This is a genomic window from Vibrio sp. KUL78, from assembly GCF_059725505.1.
On the sequence record NZ_AP045837.1, the window covers coordinates 822593 to 836966 of the forward strand.

Genomic DNA, 14374 nt, shown 5'->3' on the forward strand with positions numbered 1-14374 from the left:
GTATCAGTCCACCACAATACATGCAGGCGCAGCGATATTATCTATCCTTGATACAAGTGTTGGCTGGCCTGTTTCGTGATTCAAACTAAACAGGCCCACACTGTGAGAGTGCTGATTAGCAGTAATCAGCCACTTACCATCGGAAGAGAGTGAGAGATCTCGCGGGAAATCGCCACCAGAGCTGACGTGACCTTGGTAGACTGGGTTCGTTGGTTCGGAGACGTCAAACCAGGAAATTATCGACTCTCCTCGACTTGTAAGATACAGGTAGCGTTGATCGGCAGAGAGTTTTATCGCCGCGGCTGCCTCATGACATTTTTGCTCTGGAAAGCCTGCTTGGTTTGCAATTACCTCCCATCGCTTATCCCTATTTCGTCGAATCACTACTAATGATTCATCGAGTTCACATAGGACAAATCCAATTCTTCCATCGCAGCTAAAGGTGGCATGCCTTGGCCCCGAGCCTGGTGGCAACTCTAGTCGTTGCAGCTCCTCAAGTTCCTCATTGTGCTGCTCATAAAACGTGAGCATGTCGATACCAAGGTCCACCGTTATGAACACAGAGCAGTTTGGTATAAACGCGACTTGATGCCCGTGAGGAGCCAACTGTCTATCAGGGTGCGGACCGTGGCCTTTATTGGTGATAGTGGAGATTCTATCCTCAATCATGCCATTTGATGTGAGCCTGAACAGTTCGAAATTACCTGTACCGTAATGGGCAACGGCAATCAAGTTTAGGTCTTTTGATATTGCAATGTGACAGGGGGCGTCCCCCTCTAGCGCGATCCGTTGAAGGATCACACCTTTATGGTTAACAAAATAAAGTGCAGCACCATCTTGCTGATATTGTTCAGAGACAACATAAATACCAGACTCGGTTTTTACGAGGTAAGAAGCATCACAAATATTCGTTAGCTTAGTCTGCTGGGCCAGTTGACCCTCTGAAGTCAGTGTTAGGGCACAAAAGCCCAAATGGTGAGGATCTGAGTATTGACCAACGAGGATATTGAAAGGTAGAGATTTCACTTTGATTCCCAAGAGTAACAGGTTTGCTAAGCATCTCTGGGGTTGTGCAATAAAGGTAGTATCAGGAAAGAAATCTGTGAGGAGTGTTGCGAAACATATGACTCTACAGAAATTAGACGACTCGCTTATTGAAAAAGAGTAAACAATTGGCAAGAAAAAGGCTCGTCAAATGACGAGCCTTTCTTGTAATGGTGCGGAAGGAGAGACTTGAACTCTCACACCTTGCGGCGCCAGAACCTAAATCTGGTGCGTCTACCAATTCCGCCACTTCCGCAACAAATCTTCATAGTTAAGAGAGTAATTGGTAAAACTCAATCTCAACGTTGTGTCGTAAGTATAACTTACAAAATAAATGGTGGCTACGACGGGATTCGAACCTGTGACCCCATCATTATGAGTGATGTGCTCTAACCAGCTGAGCTACGTAGCCACTCGAGGCTTTCGCCATTTATTCTTTCAAAAGAAAGATGGTGCGGAAGGAGAGACTTGAACTCTCACACCTTGCGGCGCCAGAACCTAAATCTGGTGCGTCTACCAATTCCGCCACTTCCGCAACAAAACTTAGGGTTAAGAGAGTAATTGGTAAAACTCGATCTTAACGTTGTAACCTGATTTTTAATCAGTGCCACTTGAATAGTGGTGGGCTAACTAGAGCCGAACCAGGGGCAATAGATGGGGCATCAAAAGCCGCTTCTCTATCGCGCCACTTTAAATAGTGGCAGGGCTACCTGGATTCGAACCAGGGAATGGCGGCATCAAAAGCCGCTGCCTTACCGCTTGGCGATAGCCCTGCAGAAAACAACGAGTAAACGTTATTATCTAAAAGATGGTGCGGAAGGAGAGACTTGAACTCTCACACCTTGCGGCGCCAGAACCTAAATCTGGTGCGTCTACCAATTCCGCCACTTCCGCAACAAAACTTATGGTTAAGAGAGTAATTGGTAAAACTCAATCTTAACGTTGTAACCTGATTTTAAATCAGAGCCACTTAAATAGTGGCAGGGCTACCTGGATTCGAACCAGGGAATGGCGGCATCAAAAGCCGCTGCCTTACCGCTTGGCGATAGCCCTGCAGAAAACAACGAGTAAACGTTATTATCTAAAAGATGGTGCGGAAGGAGAGACTTGAACTCTCACACCTTGCGGCGCCAGAACCTAAATCTGGTGCGTCTACCAATTCCGCCACTTCCGCAACAAAACTTATAGTTAAGAGAGTAATTGGTAAAACTCGATCTTAACGTTGTAACCTGATTTTGAATCAGAGCCACTTAAATAGTGGTGGGCTAACTAGAGCCGAACCAGGGACAATAGATGGGGCATCAAAAGCCGCTTCTCTATCGCGCCACTTTAAATAGTGGCAGGGCTACCTGGATTCGAACCAGGGAATGGCGGCATCAAAAGCCGCTGCCTTACCGCTTGGCGATAGCCCTGCAGAAAACAACGAATAAACGTTATTATCTAAAAGATGGTGCGGAAGGAGAGACTTGAACTCTCACACCTTGCGGCGCCAGAACCTAAATCTGGTGCGTCTACCAATTCCGCCACTTCCGCAACAAAACTTATAGTTAAGAGAGTAATTGGTAAAACTCGATCTTAACGTTGTAACCTGAGCAATGTCAGAGCCACTTAAATAGTGGCAGGGCTACCTGGATTCGAACCAGGGAATGGCGGCATCAAAAGCCGCTGCCTTACCGCTTGGCGATAGCCCTGCAGAAAACAACGAGTAAACGTTATTATCTAAAAGATGGTGCGGAAGGAGAGACTTGAACTCTCACACCTTGCGGCGCCAGAACCTAAATCTGGTGCGTCTACCAATTCCGCCACTTCCGCAACAAAACTTTGTAGTTAAGAGAGCAATTGGTAAAACTCAACCTTAACGTTGTACTTGAAGGCGAACCTGCAAGTTATAATAAATGGTGGCTACGACGGGATTCGAACCTGTGACCCCATCATTATGAGTGATGTGCTCTAACCAGCTGAGCTACGTAGCCACTCGAGGCTTTCGCCGTATGTTCTTTCAAAAGAAAGATGGTGCGGAAGGAGAGACTTGAACTCTCACACCTTGCGGCGCCAGAACCTAAATCTGGTGCGTCTACCAATTCCGCCACTTCCGCAACAAAACTTATGGTTAAGAGAGTAATTGGTAAAACTCAATCTTAACGTTGTAACCTGATTTTAAATCAGAGCCACTTAAATAGTGGCAGGGCTACCTGGATTCGAACCAGGGAATGGCGGCATCAAAAGCCGCTGCCTTACCGCTTGGCGATAGCCCTGCAGAAAACAACGAGTAAACGTTATTATCTAAAAGATGGTGCGGAAGGAGAGACTTGAACTCTCACACCTTGCGGCGCCAGAACCTAAATCTGGTGCGTCTACCAATTCCGCCACTTCCGCAACGCTCTTATTTCTAAGAGAATTTATAGTTAAGAGAGTAATTGGTAAAACTAAATCTTAACGTTGTACTTGAAGGCGAACCTGCAAGTTGTAATAAATGGTGGCTACGACGGGATTCGAACCTGTGACCCCATCATTATGAGTGATGTGCTCTAACCAGCTGAGCTACGTAGCCACTCTTGAGAGCGAGAGAATATAATACAAACTCGTCTCATGTGCCAAGGTTTTTTTCAAAAAAACTTGCCACTTTAAAAGTGGCAGGGCTACCTGGATTCGAACCAGGGAATGGCGGCATCAAAAGCCGCTGCCTTACCGCTTGGCGATAGCCCTGCAGATAACAACGAAAACGTTGTTCAACAATAATGGTGCGGAAGGAGAGACTTGAACTCTCACACCTTGCGGCGCCAGAACCTAAATCTGGTGCGTCTACCAATTCCGCCACTTCCGCATTATTTCCTAAAGACTCTAAAAAGAGCATTTAGGAAATGGTGGCTACGACGGGATTCGAACCTGTGACCCCATCATTATGAGTGATGTGCTCTAACCAGCTGAGCTACGTAGCCATTTCCATATTGTTGATTCTCTTTGAAAGTTGCCTTATCGCTGAGAACGGGGCGCATTATGCGGAGTTGAATCTGATGCGTCAACTTATTTTGCGAAGAAATTAGCGAAAAAGTGCCGTTCGAGTTTTTTTTAATCAAACCGCTCTGTTTCTGATCTAAATCTGCTAGATAATTGCCGATTTCGCGAGGGTCTATTTGCTTTGTAGTAGGCGTTTATTGTGAGTTGATAGACCTTGTAAAACAACAAAAGCCAGCAGTTGCTGGCTTTTTAAACAATAACGAGTGCGTCGTAATTATACGTTGAAGCGGAAGTGAACTACATCACCATCTTTAACGATGTATTCTTTCCCTTCTAGGCGCCATTTACCTGCATCTTTTGCACCAGACTCGCCGTTGTACTGGATGAAGTCGTCATAACCAACGACTTCTGCGCGGATGAAGCCTTTTTCGAAGTCAGTGTGGATCTTACCTGCCGCTTGCGGCGCAGTTGCACCAACAGGGATAGTCCATGCACGCACTTCTTTAACGCCAGCAGTGAAGTAGGTTTGTAGCGTTAGAAGCTCATAACCAGAGCGGATCACTCGGTTAAGGCCTGGCTCTTCAATGCCCATATCTGCTAGGAACTCTTCGCGATCTTCGTCGTCTAGCTCAGAAAGCTCAGATTCGATAGATGCACAAACCGCAACCACCACGTTGTTTTCTTTCTCTGCGTACTCACGTACCGCATCAAGGTAAGGGTTGTTTTCAAAACCATCTTCATTCACGTTTGCGATGTACATGGTTGGTTTAAGAGTCAGGAAGTTTAGGTAACCAACAGCTGCCAGCTCTTCTTTCGCAAGATCAACAGTACGTGCCATGCCACCTTCAGTAAGAACCGGCAGTAGTTTTTCAAGTACTGTTAGCTCGAACTTCGCGTCTTTGTCGCCGCCTTTTGCTTTCTTAGCGTTACGCTGAATTGCGCGCTCACAAGAATCTAGGTCAGCAAGCGCTAGCTCTAGGTTGATCACTTCGATATCTTCGATTGGCGATACTTTACCCGCAACGTGAACGATGTTTTCGTTCTCAAAACAGCGAACTACGTGACCGATAGCGTCAGTTTCACGGATGTTAGCCAGGAATTTGTTACCTAGGCCTTCACCTTTAGAAGCACCAGCAACAAGACCAGCGATGTCCACAAATTCCATAGTTGTTGGAAGGATCTTTTGTGGATTAACAATTTTCGCCAGCGCGTCTAGGCGTAGATCTGGCACAGGTACCACGCCTGTGTTTGGTTCGATAGTACAGAACGGGAAGTTTGCTGCTTCGATACCAGCTTTAGTCAGTGCGTTAAACAGAGTTGACTTACCTACGTTTGGTAGACCAACGATGCCACATTTAAAACCCATGATTGTAAACCTTATTCAGCTTTGAAGGTGTGTAAGCGATTTTGTGCTTTTGTCAGGCCATCTTTGAGTAAGATGTCGAGACTGCGTACGGATTCATCGACAACAGCATCAAGGCATTCTTGCTCTTTTGCTGGTGCTTTACCGAGTACATAACCTGCTACTTTGTCTTTGTGTCCAGGGTGGCCAATGCCAATCCTTAGACGATAAAATTCTTTATTGTTGCCCAGCTTGCTAATGGTGTCTTTTAAACCATTATGACCGCCGTGACCGCCCGCTTTTTTGAACTTGGCAACGCCTGGAGGTAAGTCTAGCTCATCGTGAGCGACCATGATCTCTTCAGGTTTGATCTGGTAAAACTTCGCCAATGCAGCGATAGCCTTGCCAGATAGGTTCATAAATGTGGTCGGGATTAACAGTCTTAAGTCACTGCCATTCACCAGAATTCGTCCTGTGAGACCGAAGAACTTTGGTTCGTTTTTCAAAGTGACATTGTGGATACGAGCGAGTTCCTCTACCACCCAAGCACCGGCATTGTGACGCGTGCGAGCGTATTCAGGTCCAGGGTTGGCAAGGCCTACAAGCAATTTTATCTGCTGAGTCAACGTTAAGATCTCTCTTGAATCTCAAAAGCGCGGTATGATAGCACACTAAATTGGCACAAAAAATGTGAATACAAAAAAACCACTTCGATAGGAAGTGGTTTTTTCATTTCTAGACGCGGATTACTTTGAAGTAAACATCGCAGAGATAGACTCTTCGTTGCTGATGCGACGAATAGCTTCAGCAAGCATGCTAGATAGAGTTAGCTGAGTAACTTTACCAGTCGCAGCCATCTCTTTAGATAGCGTGATAGAGTCAGTCACGATAACTTGGTCTAGAACAGAGTTCTTGATGTTCTTCGCTGCGTTACCAGAGAATACTGCGTGAGTTGCGTAAGCGAATACACGCTTAGCACCGCGCTCTTTAAGCGCTTCTGCAGCTTTACATAGCGTGCCACCAGTATCGATCATGTCATCAACGATCACACAGTCGCGACCTTCAACATCACCGATTAGGTTCATCACTTCAGATACGTTAGCACGTGGACGACGCTTGTCGACGATTGCGATATCGATATCGCCTAGTGCTTTAGCAGTAGCACGAGCACGAACAACACCACCAAGGTCAGGAGAAACAACAACTGGATCTTCAAGACCACGCTCAGCCATGTCTTCAAGAAGCACTGGAGTACCGAAGATGTTATCTACAGGTACATCGAAGAAGCCTTGAATCTGCTCTGCGTGTAGGTCGATAGTAAGAACGCGGTCAACGCCAACGTTTGAAAGGAAGTCTGCAACAACTTTTGCAGTGATTGGTACACGTGCAGAACGTACACGACGGTCTTGACGAGCGTAACCAAAGTAAGGAATAACAGCAGTAATACGGCCTGCTGAAGCGCGGCGCATTGCATCAATCATTACCACTAACTCCATTAGGTTGTCGTTAGTTGGCGCACAAGTTGACTGAATGATGAATACATCACTACCACGAACGTTCTCGTTGATTTGAACAGCGACTTCGCCGTCAGAGAAACGGTCAACAGTAGCATCTCCTAGAGAGATGTATAGACGGTCAGCAATACGTTGGGCTAGTTCAGGTGTTGCGTTACCAGCAAATAGCTTCATATCAGGCACGGTGGAAACCTCAGGGTTGCGTCCAGTTTAAACAGATTGTAAATGGGCTAATTCATAGTTAGCCAGGGTCTCTAACAAAGGAGAGCGGTTGCACCCTTTCGCCACAAAAGCGGAGACGGTGTCAGGAAGCATTTCAAGGACTTTCTCGGCATTTTCTTTGCTATTAAACTCGGAAAACACACAAGATCCTGTCCCCGTCAATCTTGACGGCGCGTATTGTAGCAGCCAAGAAAGTTGGTTATCAACCTCTGGATAGAGCATTCGTACAATTTTTTCGCAATCGTTTACGTGAGGGCTCTCCAAAAGCGTTGCTAGCTCTCGCTTTGGCGTATTTCTTGTCAGATCGGGGTGAGTAAAGATATCGACAGTTGCGATGCTGACTTTTGGCTTCACGACCAGATACCAATTCTCAACTGGTTCAGCAGAAGATAGCTTCTCACCAACACCCTCTGCAAATGCGGCGAATCCACGCACAAACACAGGCACATCCGCGCCAAGCGCAAGGCCTATTTCAGCAAGATCGTCGCTATTTAAACCGGTTTGCCACAAAAAGTTGAGCGCAACAAGCACCGTAGCGGCATTAGAAGAGCCGCCGCCGATGCCTCCTCCCATTGGCAGAATTTTATCCAGCTTAATGTGCGCACCAAAAGAGCACTCTGCCTTGGCTTGAAGGGCGGTAGCGGCCTTCCAGATTAAGTTGTCTTGCGTTGCGACACCTTCAATGTCGGGAGATAAGGTGATCTCACCGCTGTTGTTCGCCGTGATCTCTAATGAGTCACATAGGTCAATAAACTGAAATAAGGTTTGAAGTTCGTGGTAACCATTAGGCTGTCTGCCTGTGATGTATAGAAATAGGTTGAGCTTGGCTGGGCTTGGCCACGTGGTGGTTTCGGTGATCATGTTGCGTTCGGTCACTGTTTGATGGTCCATTTAGATACAACGAGGTTGAGCTTAGTGTCGTCTTGCACCAATTGCATTCGAGTTGGCATTGGCAGGGTGCGCTCAGTGTCTTCGACATTGAATGCTCGATATTCAGTGTAGTTAAGCGCCCAAGTCTTATGATTGAGTTCTTTGGAAAGGCTTGCCACTGTATTAAGGTCATTAAGCTGATAAGTGTCTGCATTCGTTGGAAGGCCGATGAGCCAAGCAGCGAGTTGCTCGATAGGGATATTGAGCCCAGTTAACTGATAGATAAGTAGATTGGCGTCTTGGCCGGATAGTTTCTGGTCATCATAGGTTTCGATAAACGCACCGTTGGGTGTTGAGGTGAGGTTAAACACTGTCTGACCTAAAAAAGTGGTTAAACGCACTTGAGTCAAATTGGCGGAATATGTCCAATGGAAATTGAGCGTTTGGCGCTGTTCAGGAGAAATATAACCGAGCTTGCCATTGGCGGTATATTGGGTAAGTGATTCAAGTTGCTGGCGGTGAGCTTGCCATTCGACACTTTGAGGCTCAGGTGGCAAAGTGCTACAACCAATCAAAAATAGTGCTGTGAACGTATAAAAGAGGCGACGATAAAGTCTGGTCATAGGAAACTACTTACGTGATGGATTATTGTTCAAATTCAATACAATATTGAAAGACTATAGCATCAATCCCACAAACTCAGGAAAACATATTGGTCAGAGACTTTCAATAAATGGTGCCATCAAGTAAAATTCTGCCCTATTTGTCAAATCCGTATCAGAGAATTCGCGTTACATGTCATTGCTTGCTATTGGTATTAACCACAATACAGCGTCAGTGGATCTGAGAGAGAAGGTGGCGTTCCCACCTGAAAAACTCGACCGAGCACTGAATGAGCTGAGAGACAATACCAAAGTCAATGGTTCTGTAATTCTCTCGACCTGTAACCGTACCGAAATCTATTGTGACACTGGTGATACCAATAAGTCGCAACTGATCGATTGGTTGGTTCGTTTTCACGACGTACCTGCTGAAGAGCTCAAACCCTCGCTCTATGTCTATGAAGAGCAGGCTGCTATCAAGCATTTGATGCGAGTCTCCTGTGGTCTTGATTCGCTTGTATTGGGCGAGCCGCAAATCTTAGGGCAGGTAAAACAGGCGTACAGTGATGCTCGTGATCACCAGTCGGTAGAAGGTGGCATAGAGAAGCTGTTTCAAAAGACGTTCTCTGTAGCTAAGCGAGTGCGTACCGAAACGGAAATTGGTGGCAGTGCCGTTTCTGTGGCCTATGCCGCTACCACACTTGCGAGACAGATTTTTGAGTCGTTAGCTGATTCCACGGTTCTGCTAGTGGGCGCTGGCGAGACGATTGAACTGGTTGCCAAGCACTTAGAAGGGCAAGGGTGCAAGAAGATGATCGTTGCCAACCGTACCAAAGAGCGAGCTGAAGTGTTGGCTTCTCAGTTTGGTGCTGAGGTGATTGCACTTAATGATATTCCGGAAGTGTTGCCAAAAGCCGACATTGTGATCAGCTCCACGGCCAGTCCATTACCGATTATTGGTAAGGGCATGGTTGAAACCGCGATTAAGAAGCGTCGCTATCAACCTATGCTTCTTATCGACATTGCCGTGCCGCGCGATATCGAATCGCAAGTTGGCGAACTGAACGATGCCTACCTTTATACTGTTGATGATTTGCAGTCTATTGTTGATAGCAATATCGAACAGCGAAAAGTAGAAGCGATTCAAGCGGAAGCCATCGTTAGTGAAGAGAGCGCGCAGTTTATGTCTTGGATGCGTTCTCTGCAGGCCGTTGATAGTATTCGGCAGTATCGCAAACAGGCGAATGACACCAGACAAGATATACTATCTAAAAGCTTACAAGCGCTAGCCGCAGGGGGAGACCCAGAGAAAGTGCTGCTAGAGCTCAGTAATAGATTAACAAACAAGCTTATTCATGCGCCGACCAAAGCGCTGCAAGATGCCGCAGAGCAGGGTGACCCTGCGAAACTCACGGTTATCAGACAGAGTTTGGGTTTAGACCAAACGAAATAAGCCTCACCCCGAGAAAAGACGCAATTATGAAAGCCTCCATTTTAGTAAAATTGGAAACTCTTGTTGAACGCTACGAAGAAGTTCAACATCTACTTGGTGACCCTGGTGTTATCGGTGACCAAGACAAGTTCCGCGCTCTTTCTAAAGAGTACTCTCAGCTTGAAGAAGTGACTAAGTGTTTCCAAGCCTACCAGCAAGCGCAAGACGATCTTGAAGCTGCGGAAGAAATGGCAAAAGAAGATGACGCTGAGATGCGCGAAATGGCTCAAGAAGAGATCAAAGAAGCGAAAGCGTCGATCGAAAACCTGACGGATGAGCTACAAATTCTTCTGCTGCCAAAAGATCCAAACGATGAACGCAACTGTTTCCTAGAAATCCGTGCTGGCGCGGGTGGCGACGAAGCGGGTATCTTCGCGGGCAACCTTTTCCGTATGTACTCTAAATTTGCCGAGAAGAAAGGCTGGCGCGTTGAGGTAATGAGCTGCAACGAGTCTGAGCAAGGCGGTTACAAAGAGATGATCGCAAAAGTATCGGGTGATTCTGTCTACGGTACAATGAAGTTCGAATCTGGTGGTCACCGCGTACAGCGTGTCCCAGAAACTGAGTCTCAAGGCCGTGTACATACGTCAGCATGTACTGTTGCTGTCATGCCTGAGATCCCAGAAGCCGACCTACCAGAAATCAAAGCCGCAGATCTTAAGATCGATACCTTCCGTGCATCTGGCGCGGGTGGTCAGCACGTTAACACCACGGATTCTGCAATTCGTATTACTCACTTGCCAACAGGTACTGTGGTTGAGTGTCAGGATGAGCGTTCACAGCATAAGAACAAAGCGAAAGCGATGGCTGTGCTAGCAGCACGTATTGTGCAAGCAGAAGAAGCACGCCGCGCAGCTGAAGTTTCGGATGCTCGTCGTAACCTACTAGGTTCTGGTGACCGTAGTGACCGTATTCGTACTTACAACTACCCGCAAGGCCGCGTATCGGACCACCGTATCAACTTAACGCTCTACCGTTTGAACGAAGTGATGGAAGGTGATTTGGCAAGCCTTATCGACCCAGTACTTCAAGAGCACCAAGCTGATCAGCTCGCAGCACTTGCAGAGAACAACTAATTCATGTCGTTAGATATGTCGATAGAAGCGGTGCTCAAACGAGCATCGCTTGTTCTTTCTGAGACCAGCAGCGAATCACCAAGCCTTGATGCCGCAGTGCTGCTTTGCCACGCGTTAGGTAGGCCTCGCAGCTATCTCATGACGTGGCCAGAGAAACCGCTGACCGAGTCAGAGCAAATTGCGTTCGATGAGCTGTTGTCTCGAAGAACCAAAGGCGAGCCCGTTGCCTATATTCTAGGTGAGCGAGAGTTCTGGTCCCTATCACTTAACGTTGCTCCAAGCACATTGATTCCAAGACCTGATACCGAGCGTCTTGTTGAATTGGCATTGGATAAAGCGATGCAGATTGACGGAGACCTGTTGGATTTAGGGACGGGAACCGGCGCAATCGCTTTAGCCTTAGCTTCTGAACTGCCGAAACGCCGCGTAAAAGGTGTTGATTACCAAGAGCATGCGGTGGAGTTGGCGACAGGTAATGCTAAGAAGCTTGATATTTCTAATGCAAGTTTTTCCCAAGGAAGCTGGTTTGAGCCGATTGATGCAGCTCACAAGTTCGCCATAATTGTTTCTAATCCCCCTTATATTGACGAAAATGACCCCCATCTTTCTCAAGGGGATGTTCGTTTTGAACCATCGTCAGCTTTGGTTGCAGAAAACAACGGTTTGGCCGATATAGAAACCATAAGTGCACAAGCACCCAATTACTTGCTTGATGGTGGCTGGTTGTTGTTCGAACACGGGTTTGAACAAGGTGAGGCGGTTAGAAACATACTAGAAACGAACGGCTTTACTGAGGTCATCACAGAGAAAGACTACGCAAGCAATGATAGAGTGACACTTGGAAAGTGGCACCAATAATAACGAAAAGAAAGTAAGAGAGACGCCAACATGTATGAAGGATTAAAGCATTTTCACCTTTTGACGATAGCGATTTCTGTCGCCTTGTTAACTGTGCGATACGGGTTGCTCATGGCGAATTCACCAAAGGTGAATCTGCCATTTCTAAAGCGTTTCCCACACATTAATGACTCTCTTTTGTTGCTGTCAGGCTTTGGCTTGATTGCATACACAGGGTTTGTTCCATTCACGGACGCAGCACCGTGGATGACGGAAAAGGTGACCTGCATACTGGCTTACTTTGCCTTGGCCTTTTTCACTATAAAGCTAGCAAAGAACAAATTATTAAGAACGTGTGCCTTCTTTGGCGCGCTGGGATGGCTCATGATGGCTGCGAAGATTGCCATGCTGAAAACGCCATTCCTTATGGGGTAAACCATGATTGAACTGTTTGATGAAGATTTTGATGCGATTGAGTTAGCAGAAGGTGCACTGATCTTAAACAAAGCAGTGGATCCAGAAACGGATCAGCATTGGGCCGAACTAGAATTGGCTAGGCTTGCAGAAGAAGCTGAGCAACAGCTGTTCCATGAAAGAAATGATAAGCAGCGACTCGACTCGCTACTAAGATTGTTTTACACCGAATGGCAATTTAAAGGTGACCACGACGAGTACTTCTCGTCGGATAACGCCTTCATTGATAAGGTGCTTGAGCGTCGAAAGGGTGTACCTGTTAGCCTAGGCTCGATCTTGCTCTACCTTGGTCACAAGCTTGGCTTGCCGCTGGAAGCGGTGACATTCCCAACGCAATTCTTGGTCAAGGTTTGTTGGCCAAATGAGGCGCCGGTATACATCAATCCTTATGATGGTGAATACGTCAGTAAAAAGCGCCTGCAAGCTTGGCTAATTGGCCATGAAGGTCCTTTGGCAAAGCTAGAGGCTAAACACCTAGAAACGGTCGATAACCCAACGGTAATTGGTCGCTGGTTGGCGCTGCTTAAGAGCGCGCTATTGCGTGAAGAAAAGTACACGCTCGCACTGCGTTGTACTGATCTTGCATTAACCTTTGTTCCAGACGATCCTTATGAAATCCGCGATCGTGGCTATATTTACCAACAGCTGGATTGCCATCAAATAGCGGCGAGCGATTTTCAGTACTTCATCGATCAATGTCCCGATGACCCAGCTATCGAATTATTGAAAACGCAGGTGTCAGCTATCAGCCGCACCCCTGTGACTCTTCACTAAACTCAGAGAATAACAACATGGAAATGAAAACTGTACACGTGGGTGATATCCCAGTCGCGAACGACAAGCCTTTTACGCTGTTCGCGGGTATGAACGTATTGGAATCACGCGATCTTGCGATGCAGATCTGTGAGCACTATGTGAAGGTTACTGAGAAACTTGGCATTCCTTACGTTTTCAAAGCGTCTTTCGATAAGGCGAACCGTAGCTCAGTTCATTCTTACCGAGGCCCAGGCTTGGAAGAAGGTATGAAAATCTTCCAAGAGCTAAAAGATACGTTTGGCGTGAAAATCATTACCGATGTTCATACCGAAGCGCAAGCACAGCCAGTAGCGGATGTGGTTGATGTTATTCAGCTACCTGCGTTCCTAGCTCGTCAAACTGATCTTGTTGAGGCGATGGCTAAAACGGGTGCGGTTATTAACGTTAAGAAGCCTCAGTTCATGAGCCCAGGTCAAGTTGGCAACATCGTTGACAAGTTTGCAGAATGTGGCAACGACAACATTATTCTTTGTGAGCGTGGCTCATGCCATGGCTACGATAACCTAGTGGTTGATATGCTTGGTTTCGGTGTAATGAAAAAAGCATCAAATGGCAGCCCAATCATCTTTGACGTGACTCACTCGCTTCAGATGCGTGATCCTTCAGGTGCGGCTTCTGGCGGTCGCCGCGAGCAGACTGTAGAACTTGCAAAAGCGGGTTTGGCGACTGGCATTGCAGGTCTGTTTATTGAGGCTCACCCAAATCCAGATAAAGCACTATGTGACGGCCCTTCTGCATTACCATTGGATAAACTAGAACCATTCCTAGCGCAGATGAAGGCACTCGATGACCTGATTAAAGGCTTTGAGCACATCGATGTCAAATAGGTTCTAACGTTACCTAGTCAAAAGCCAGCTTGAATTCAGCTGGCTTTTTTATGTTCACTATTTGTGTTGAGCAATCGTTTCTTCGCAGAAAAAACACCTTCCAGCCACTGAATATCTACCACTATTCTTCTGCTATCTATTACAGTTTCATAGCGCGTAATTACATTACTGATAATAATGCCAGCTGATGTATATCAACTTGTGATATAGATTACATAAAAGTGAAATCGTAATGTTATGTTTAAACGCTTACTTTAAACTAACGCAAATTTTGTCGATGTTTTTCTTAGTCTTACAACA

General features: G+C 46.5%; 12 protein-coding genes and 19 tRNA genes. 6 read left to right on the forward strand and 25 right to left on the reverse strand.

Annotated elements, in window-relative coordinates; all coding sequences use genetic code 11:
• Nucleotides 1-3: 3 nt before the first annotated feature.
• The 25 genes from AC6I8Y_RS04015 to lolB form a co-directional block, all read right to left on the reverse strand.
• Entirely contained in the window at nucleotides 4-1026 is a 1023-nt protein-coding gene (locus AC6I8Y_RS04015; RefSeq protein WP_498020814.1) for a lactonase family protein, read from the reverse strand.
• Nucleotides 1027-1215: 189 nt separating this feature from the next.
• A tRNA-Leu gene (locus tag AC6I8Y_RS04020) sits at nucleotides 1216-1300 on the reverse strand.
• 79 nt (nucleotides 1301-1379) lie between these two features.
• Nucleotides 1380-1456 (reverse strand) — tRNA-Met (locus AC6I8Y_RS04025).
• A gap of 38 nt (nucleotides 1457-1494) precedes the next feature.
• Nucleotides 1495-1579, reverse strand: a tRNA-Leu gene (locus AC6I8Y_RS04030).
• Between the two features lie 163 nt (nucleotides 1580-1742).
• Nucleotides 1743-1817: transfer RNA gene (locus tag AC6I8Y_RS04035), tRNA-Gln, on the reverse strand.
• Between the two features lie 36 nt (nucleotides 1818-1853).
• A tRNA-Leu gene (locus AC6I8Y_RS04040) sits at nucleotides 1854-1938 on the reverse strand.
• Between the two features lie 84 nt (nucleotides 1939-2022).
• Nucleotides 2023-2097: transfer RNA gene (locus AC6I8Y_RS04045), tRNA-Gln, on the reverse strand.
• Nucleotides 2098-2133: 36 nt separating this feature from the next.
• Nucleotides 2134-2218 (reverse strand) — tRNA-Leu (locus tag AC6I8Y_RS04050).
• A gap of 163 nt (nucleotides 2219-2381) precedes the next feature.
• Nucleotides 2382-2456: transfer RNA gene (locus AC6I8Y_RS04055), tRNA-Gln, on the reverse strand.
• Between the two features lie 36 nt (nucleotides 2457-2492).
• Nucleotides 2493-2577, reverse strand: a tRNA-Leu gene (locus tag AC6I8Y_RS04060).
• A gap of 83 nt (nucleotides 2578-2660) precedes the next feature.
• Nucleotides 2661-2735 (reverse strand) — tRNA-Gln (locus tag AC6I8Y_RS04065).
• A 36-nt stretch (nucleotides 2736-2771) separates the two neighbouring features.
• Nucleotides 2772-2856, reverse strand: a tRNA-Leu gene (locus AC6I8Y_RS04070).
• 84 nt (nucleotides 2857-2940) lie between these two features.
• A tRNA-Met gene (locus tag AC6I8Y_RS04075) sits at nucleotides 2941-3017 on the reverse strand.
• Nucleotides 3018-3055: 38 nt separating this feature from the next.
• Nucleotides 3056-3140, reverse strand: a tRNA-Leu gene (locus tag AC6I8Y_RS04080).
• A gap of 84 nt (nucleotides 3141-3224) precedes the next feature.
• Nucleotides 3225-3299, reverse strand: a tRNA-Gln gene (locus AC6I8Y_RS04085).
• Nucleotides 3300-3335: 36 nt separating this feature from the next.
• Nucleotides 3336-3420, reverse strand: a tRNA-Leu gene (locus AC6I8Y_RS04090).
• 98 nt (nucleotides 3421-3518) lie between these two features.
• Nucleotides 3519-3595 (reverse strand) — tRNA-Met (locus AC6I8Y_RS04095).
• 80 nt (nucleotides 3596-3675) lie between these two features.
• Nucleotides 3676-3750 (reverse strand) — tRNA-Gln (locus tag AC6I8Y_RS04100).
• Nucleotides 3751-3783: 33 nt separating this feature from the next.
• Nucleotides 3784-3868, reverse strand: a tRNA-Leu gene (locus AC6I8Y_RS04105).
• Nucleotides 3869-3906: 38 nt separating this feature from the next.
• Nucleotides 3907-3983 (reverse strand) — tRNA-Met (locus AC6I8Y_RS04110).
• Between the two features lie 293 nt (nucleotides 3984-4276).
• On the reverse strand, nucleotides 4277-5368 hold the full coding sequence (ychF, locus tag AC6I8Y_RS04115) for a redox-regulated ATPase YchF (RefSeq protein ID WP_042473930.1): 1092 nt from the start codon (nucleotides 5366-5368) through the stop codon (nucleotides 4277-4279).
• A gap of 11 nt (nucleotides 5369-5379) precedes the next feature.
• Complete coding sequence (pth, locus tag AC6I8Y_RS04120) at nucleotides 5380-5970, reverse strand: aminoacyl-tRNA hydrolase (RefSeq protein ID WP_234494335.1); 591 nt, start codon at nucleotides 5968-5970, stop codon at nucleotides 5380-5382.
• 120 nt (nucleotides 5971-6090) lie between these two features.
• Nucleotides 6091-7041 (reverse strand): ribose-phosphate pyrophosphokinase, encoded by a 951-nt coding sequence (locus AC6I8Y_RS04125; RefSeq protein WP_042473932.1) that lies wholly within the window; start codon nucleotides 7039-7041, stop codon nucleotides 6091-6093.
• A 27-nt stretch (nucleotides 7042-7068) separates the two neighbouring features.
• A complete protein-coding gene (gene ispE, locus AC6I8Y_RS04130) occupies nucleotides 7069-7941 on the reverse strand; it encodes a 4-(cytidine 5'-diphospho)-2-C-methyl-D-erythritol kinase (RefSeq protein ID WP_498021432.1) in 873 nt (290 codons plus the stop codon).
• Between the two features lie 11 nt (nucleotides 7942-7952).
• Nucleotides 7953-8573 (reverse strand): lipoprotein insertase outer membrane protein LolB, encoded by a 621-nt coding sequence (gene lolB, locus AC6I8Y_RS04135; RefSeq protein ID WP_498020815.1) that lies wholly within the window; start codon nucleotides 8571-8573, stop codon nucleotides 7953-7955.
• 172 nt (nucleotides 8574-8745) lie between these two features.
• On the opposite strand from lolB, the gene hemA reads away from it, so the two are divergent.
• Genes hemA through kdsA form a run of 6 tightly spaced genes read left to right on the forward strand, consistent with a single transcriptional unit; the run spans nucleotide 8746 to nucleotide 14074 of the window.
• On the forward strand, nucleotides 8746-10005 hold the full coding sequence (gene hemA, locus AC6I8Y_RS04140; protein WP_498020816.1) for a glutamyl-tRNA reductase: 1260 nt from the start codon (nucleotides 8746-8748) through the stop codon (nucleotides 10003-10005).
• 26 nt (nucleotides 10006-10031) lie between these two features.
• Nucleotides 10032-11120, forward strand: a complete 1089-nt coding sequence (prfA, locus tag AC6I8Y_RS04145) for a peptide chain release factor 1 (RefSeq protein ID WP_498020817.1) — start codon at nucleotides 10032-10034, stop codon at nucleotides 11118-11120.
• A 3-nt stretch (nucleotides 11121-11123) separates the two neighbouring features.
• Entirely contained in the window at nucleotides 11124-11978 is an 855-nt protein-coding gene (prmC, locus tag AC6I8Y_RS04150; protein WP_498020818.1) for a peptide chain release factor N(5)-glutamine methyltransferase, read from the forward strand.
• A 30-nt stretch (nucleotides 11979-12008) separates the two neighbouring features.
• On the forward strand, nucleotides 12009-12392 hold the full coding sequence (locus AC6I8Y_RS04155) for a SirB2 family protein (RefSeq protein ID WP_234494331.1): 384 nt from the start codon (nucleotides 12009-12011) through the stop codon (nucleotides 12390-12392).
• A gap of 3 nt (nucleotides 12393-12395) precedes the next feature.
• Entirely contained in the window at nucleotides 12396-13205 is an 810-nt protein-coding gene (locus AC6I8Y_RS04160; protein ID WP_234494330.1) for a SirB1 family protein, read from the forward strand.
• A gap of 17 nt (nucleotides 13206-13222) precedes the next feature.
• Nucleotides 13223-14074 (forward strand): 3-deoxy-8-phosphooctulonate synthase, encoded by an 852-nt coding sequence (gene kdsA, locus AC6I8Y_RS04165; RefSeq protein WP_498020819.1) that lies wholly within the window; start codon nucleotides 13223-13225, stop codon nucleotides 14072-14074.
• Nucleotides 14075-14374: the final 300 nt, after the last annotated feature.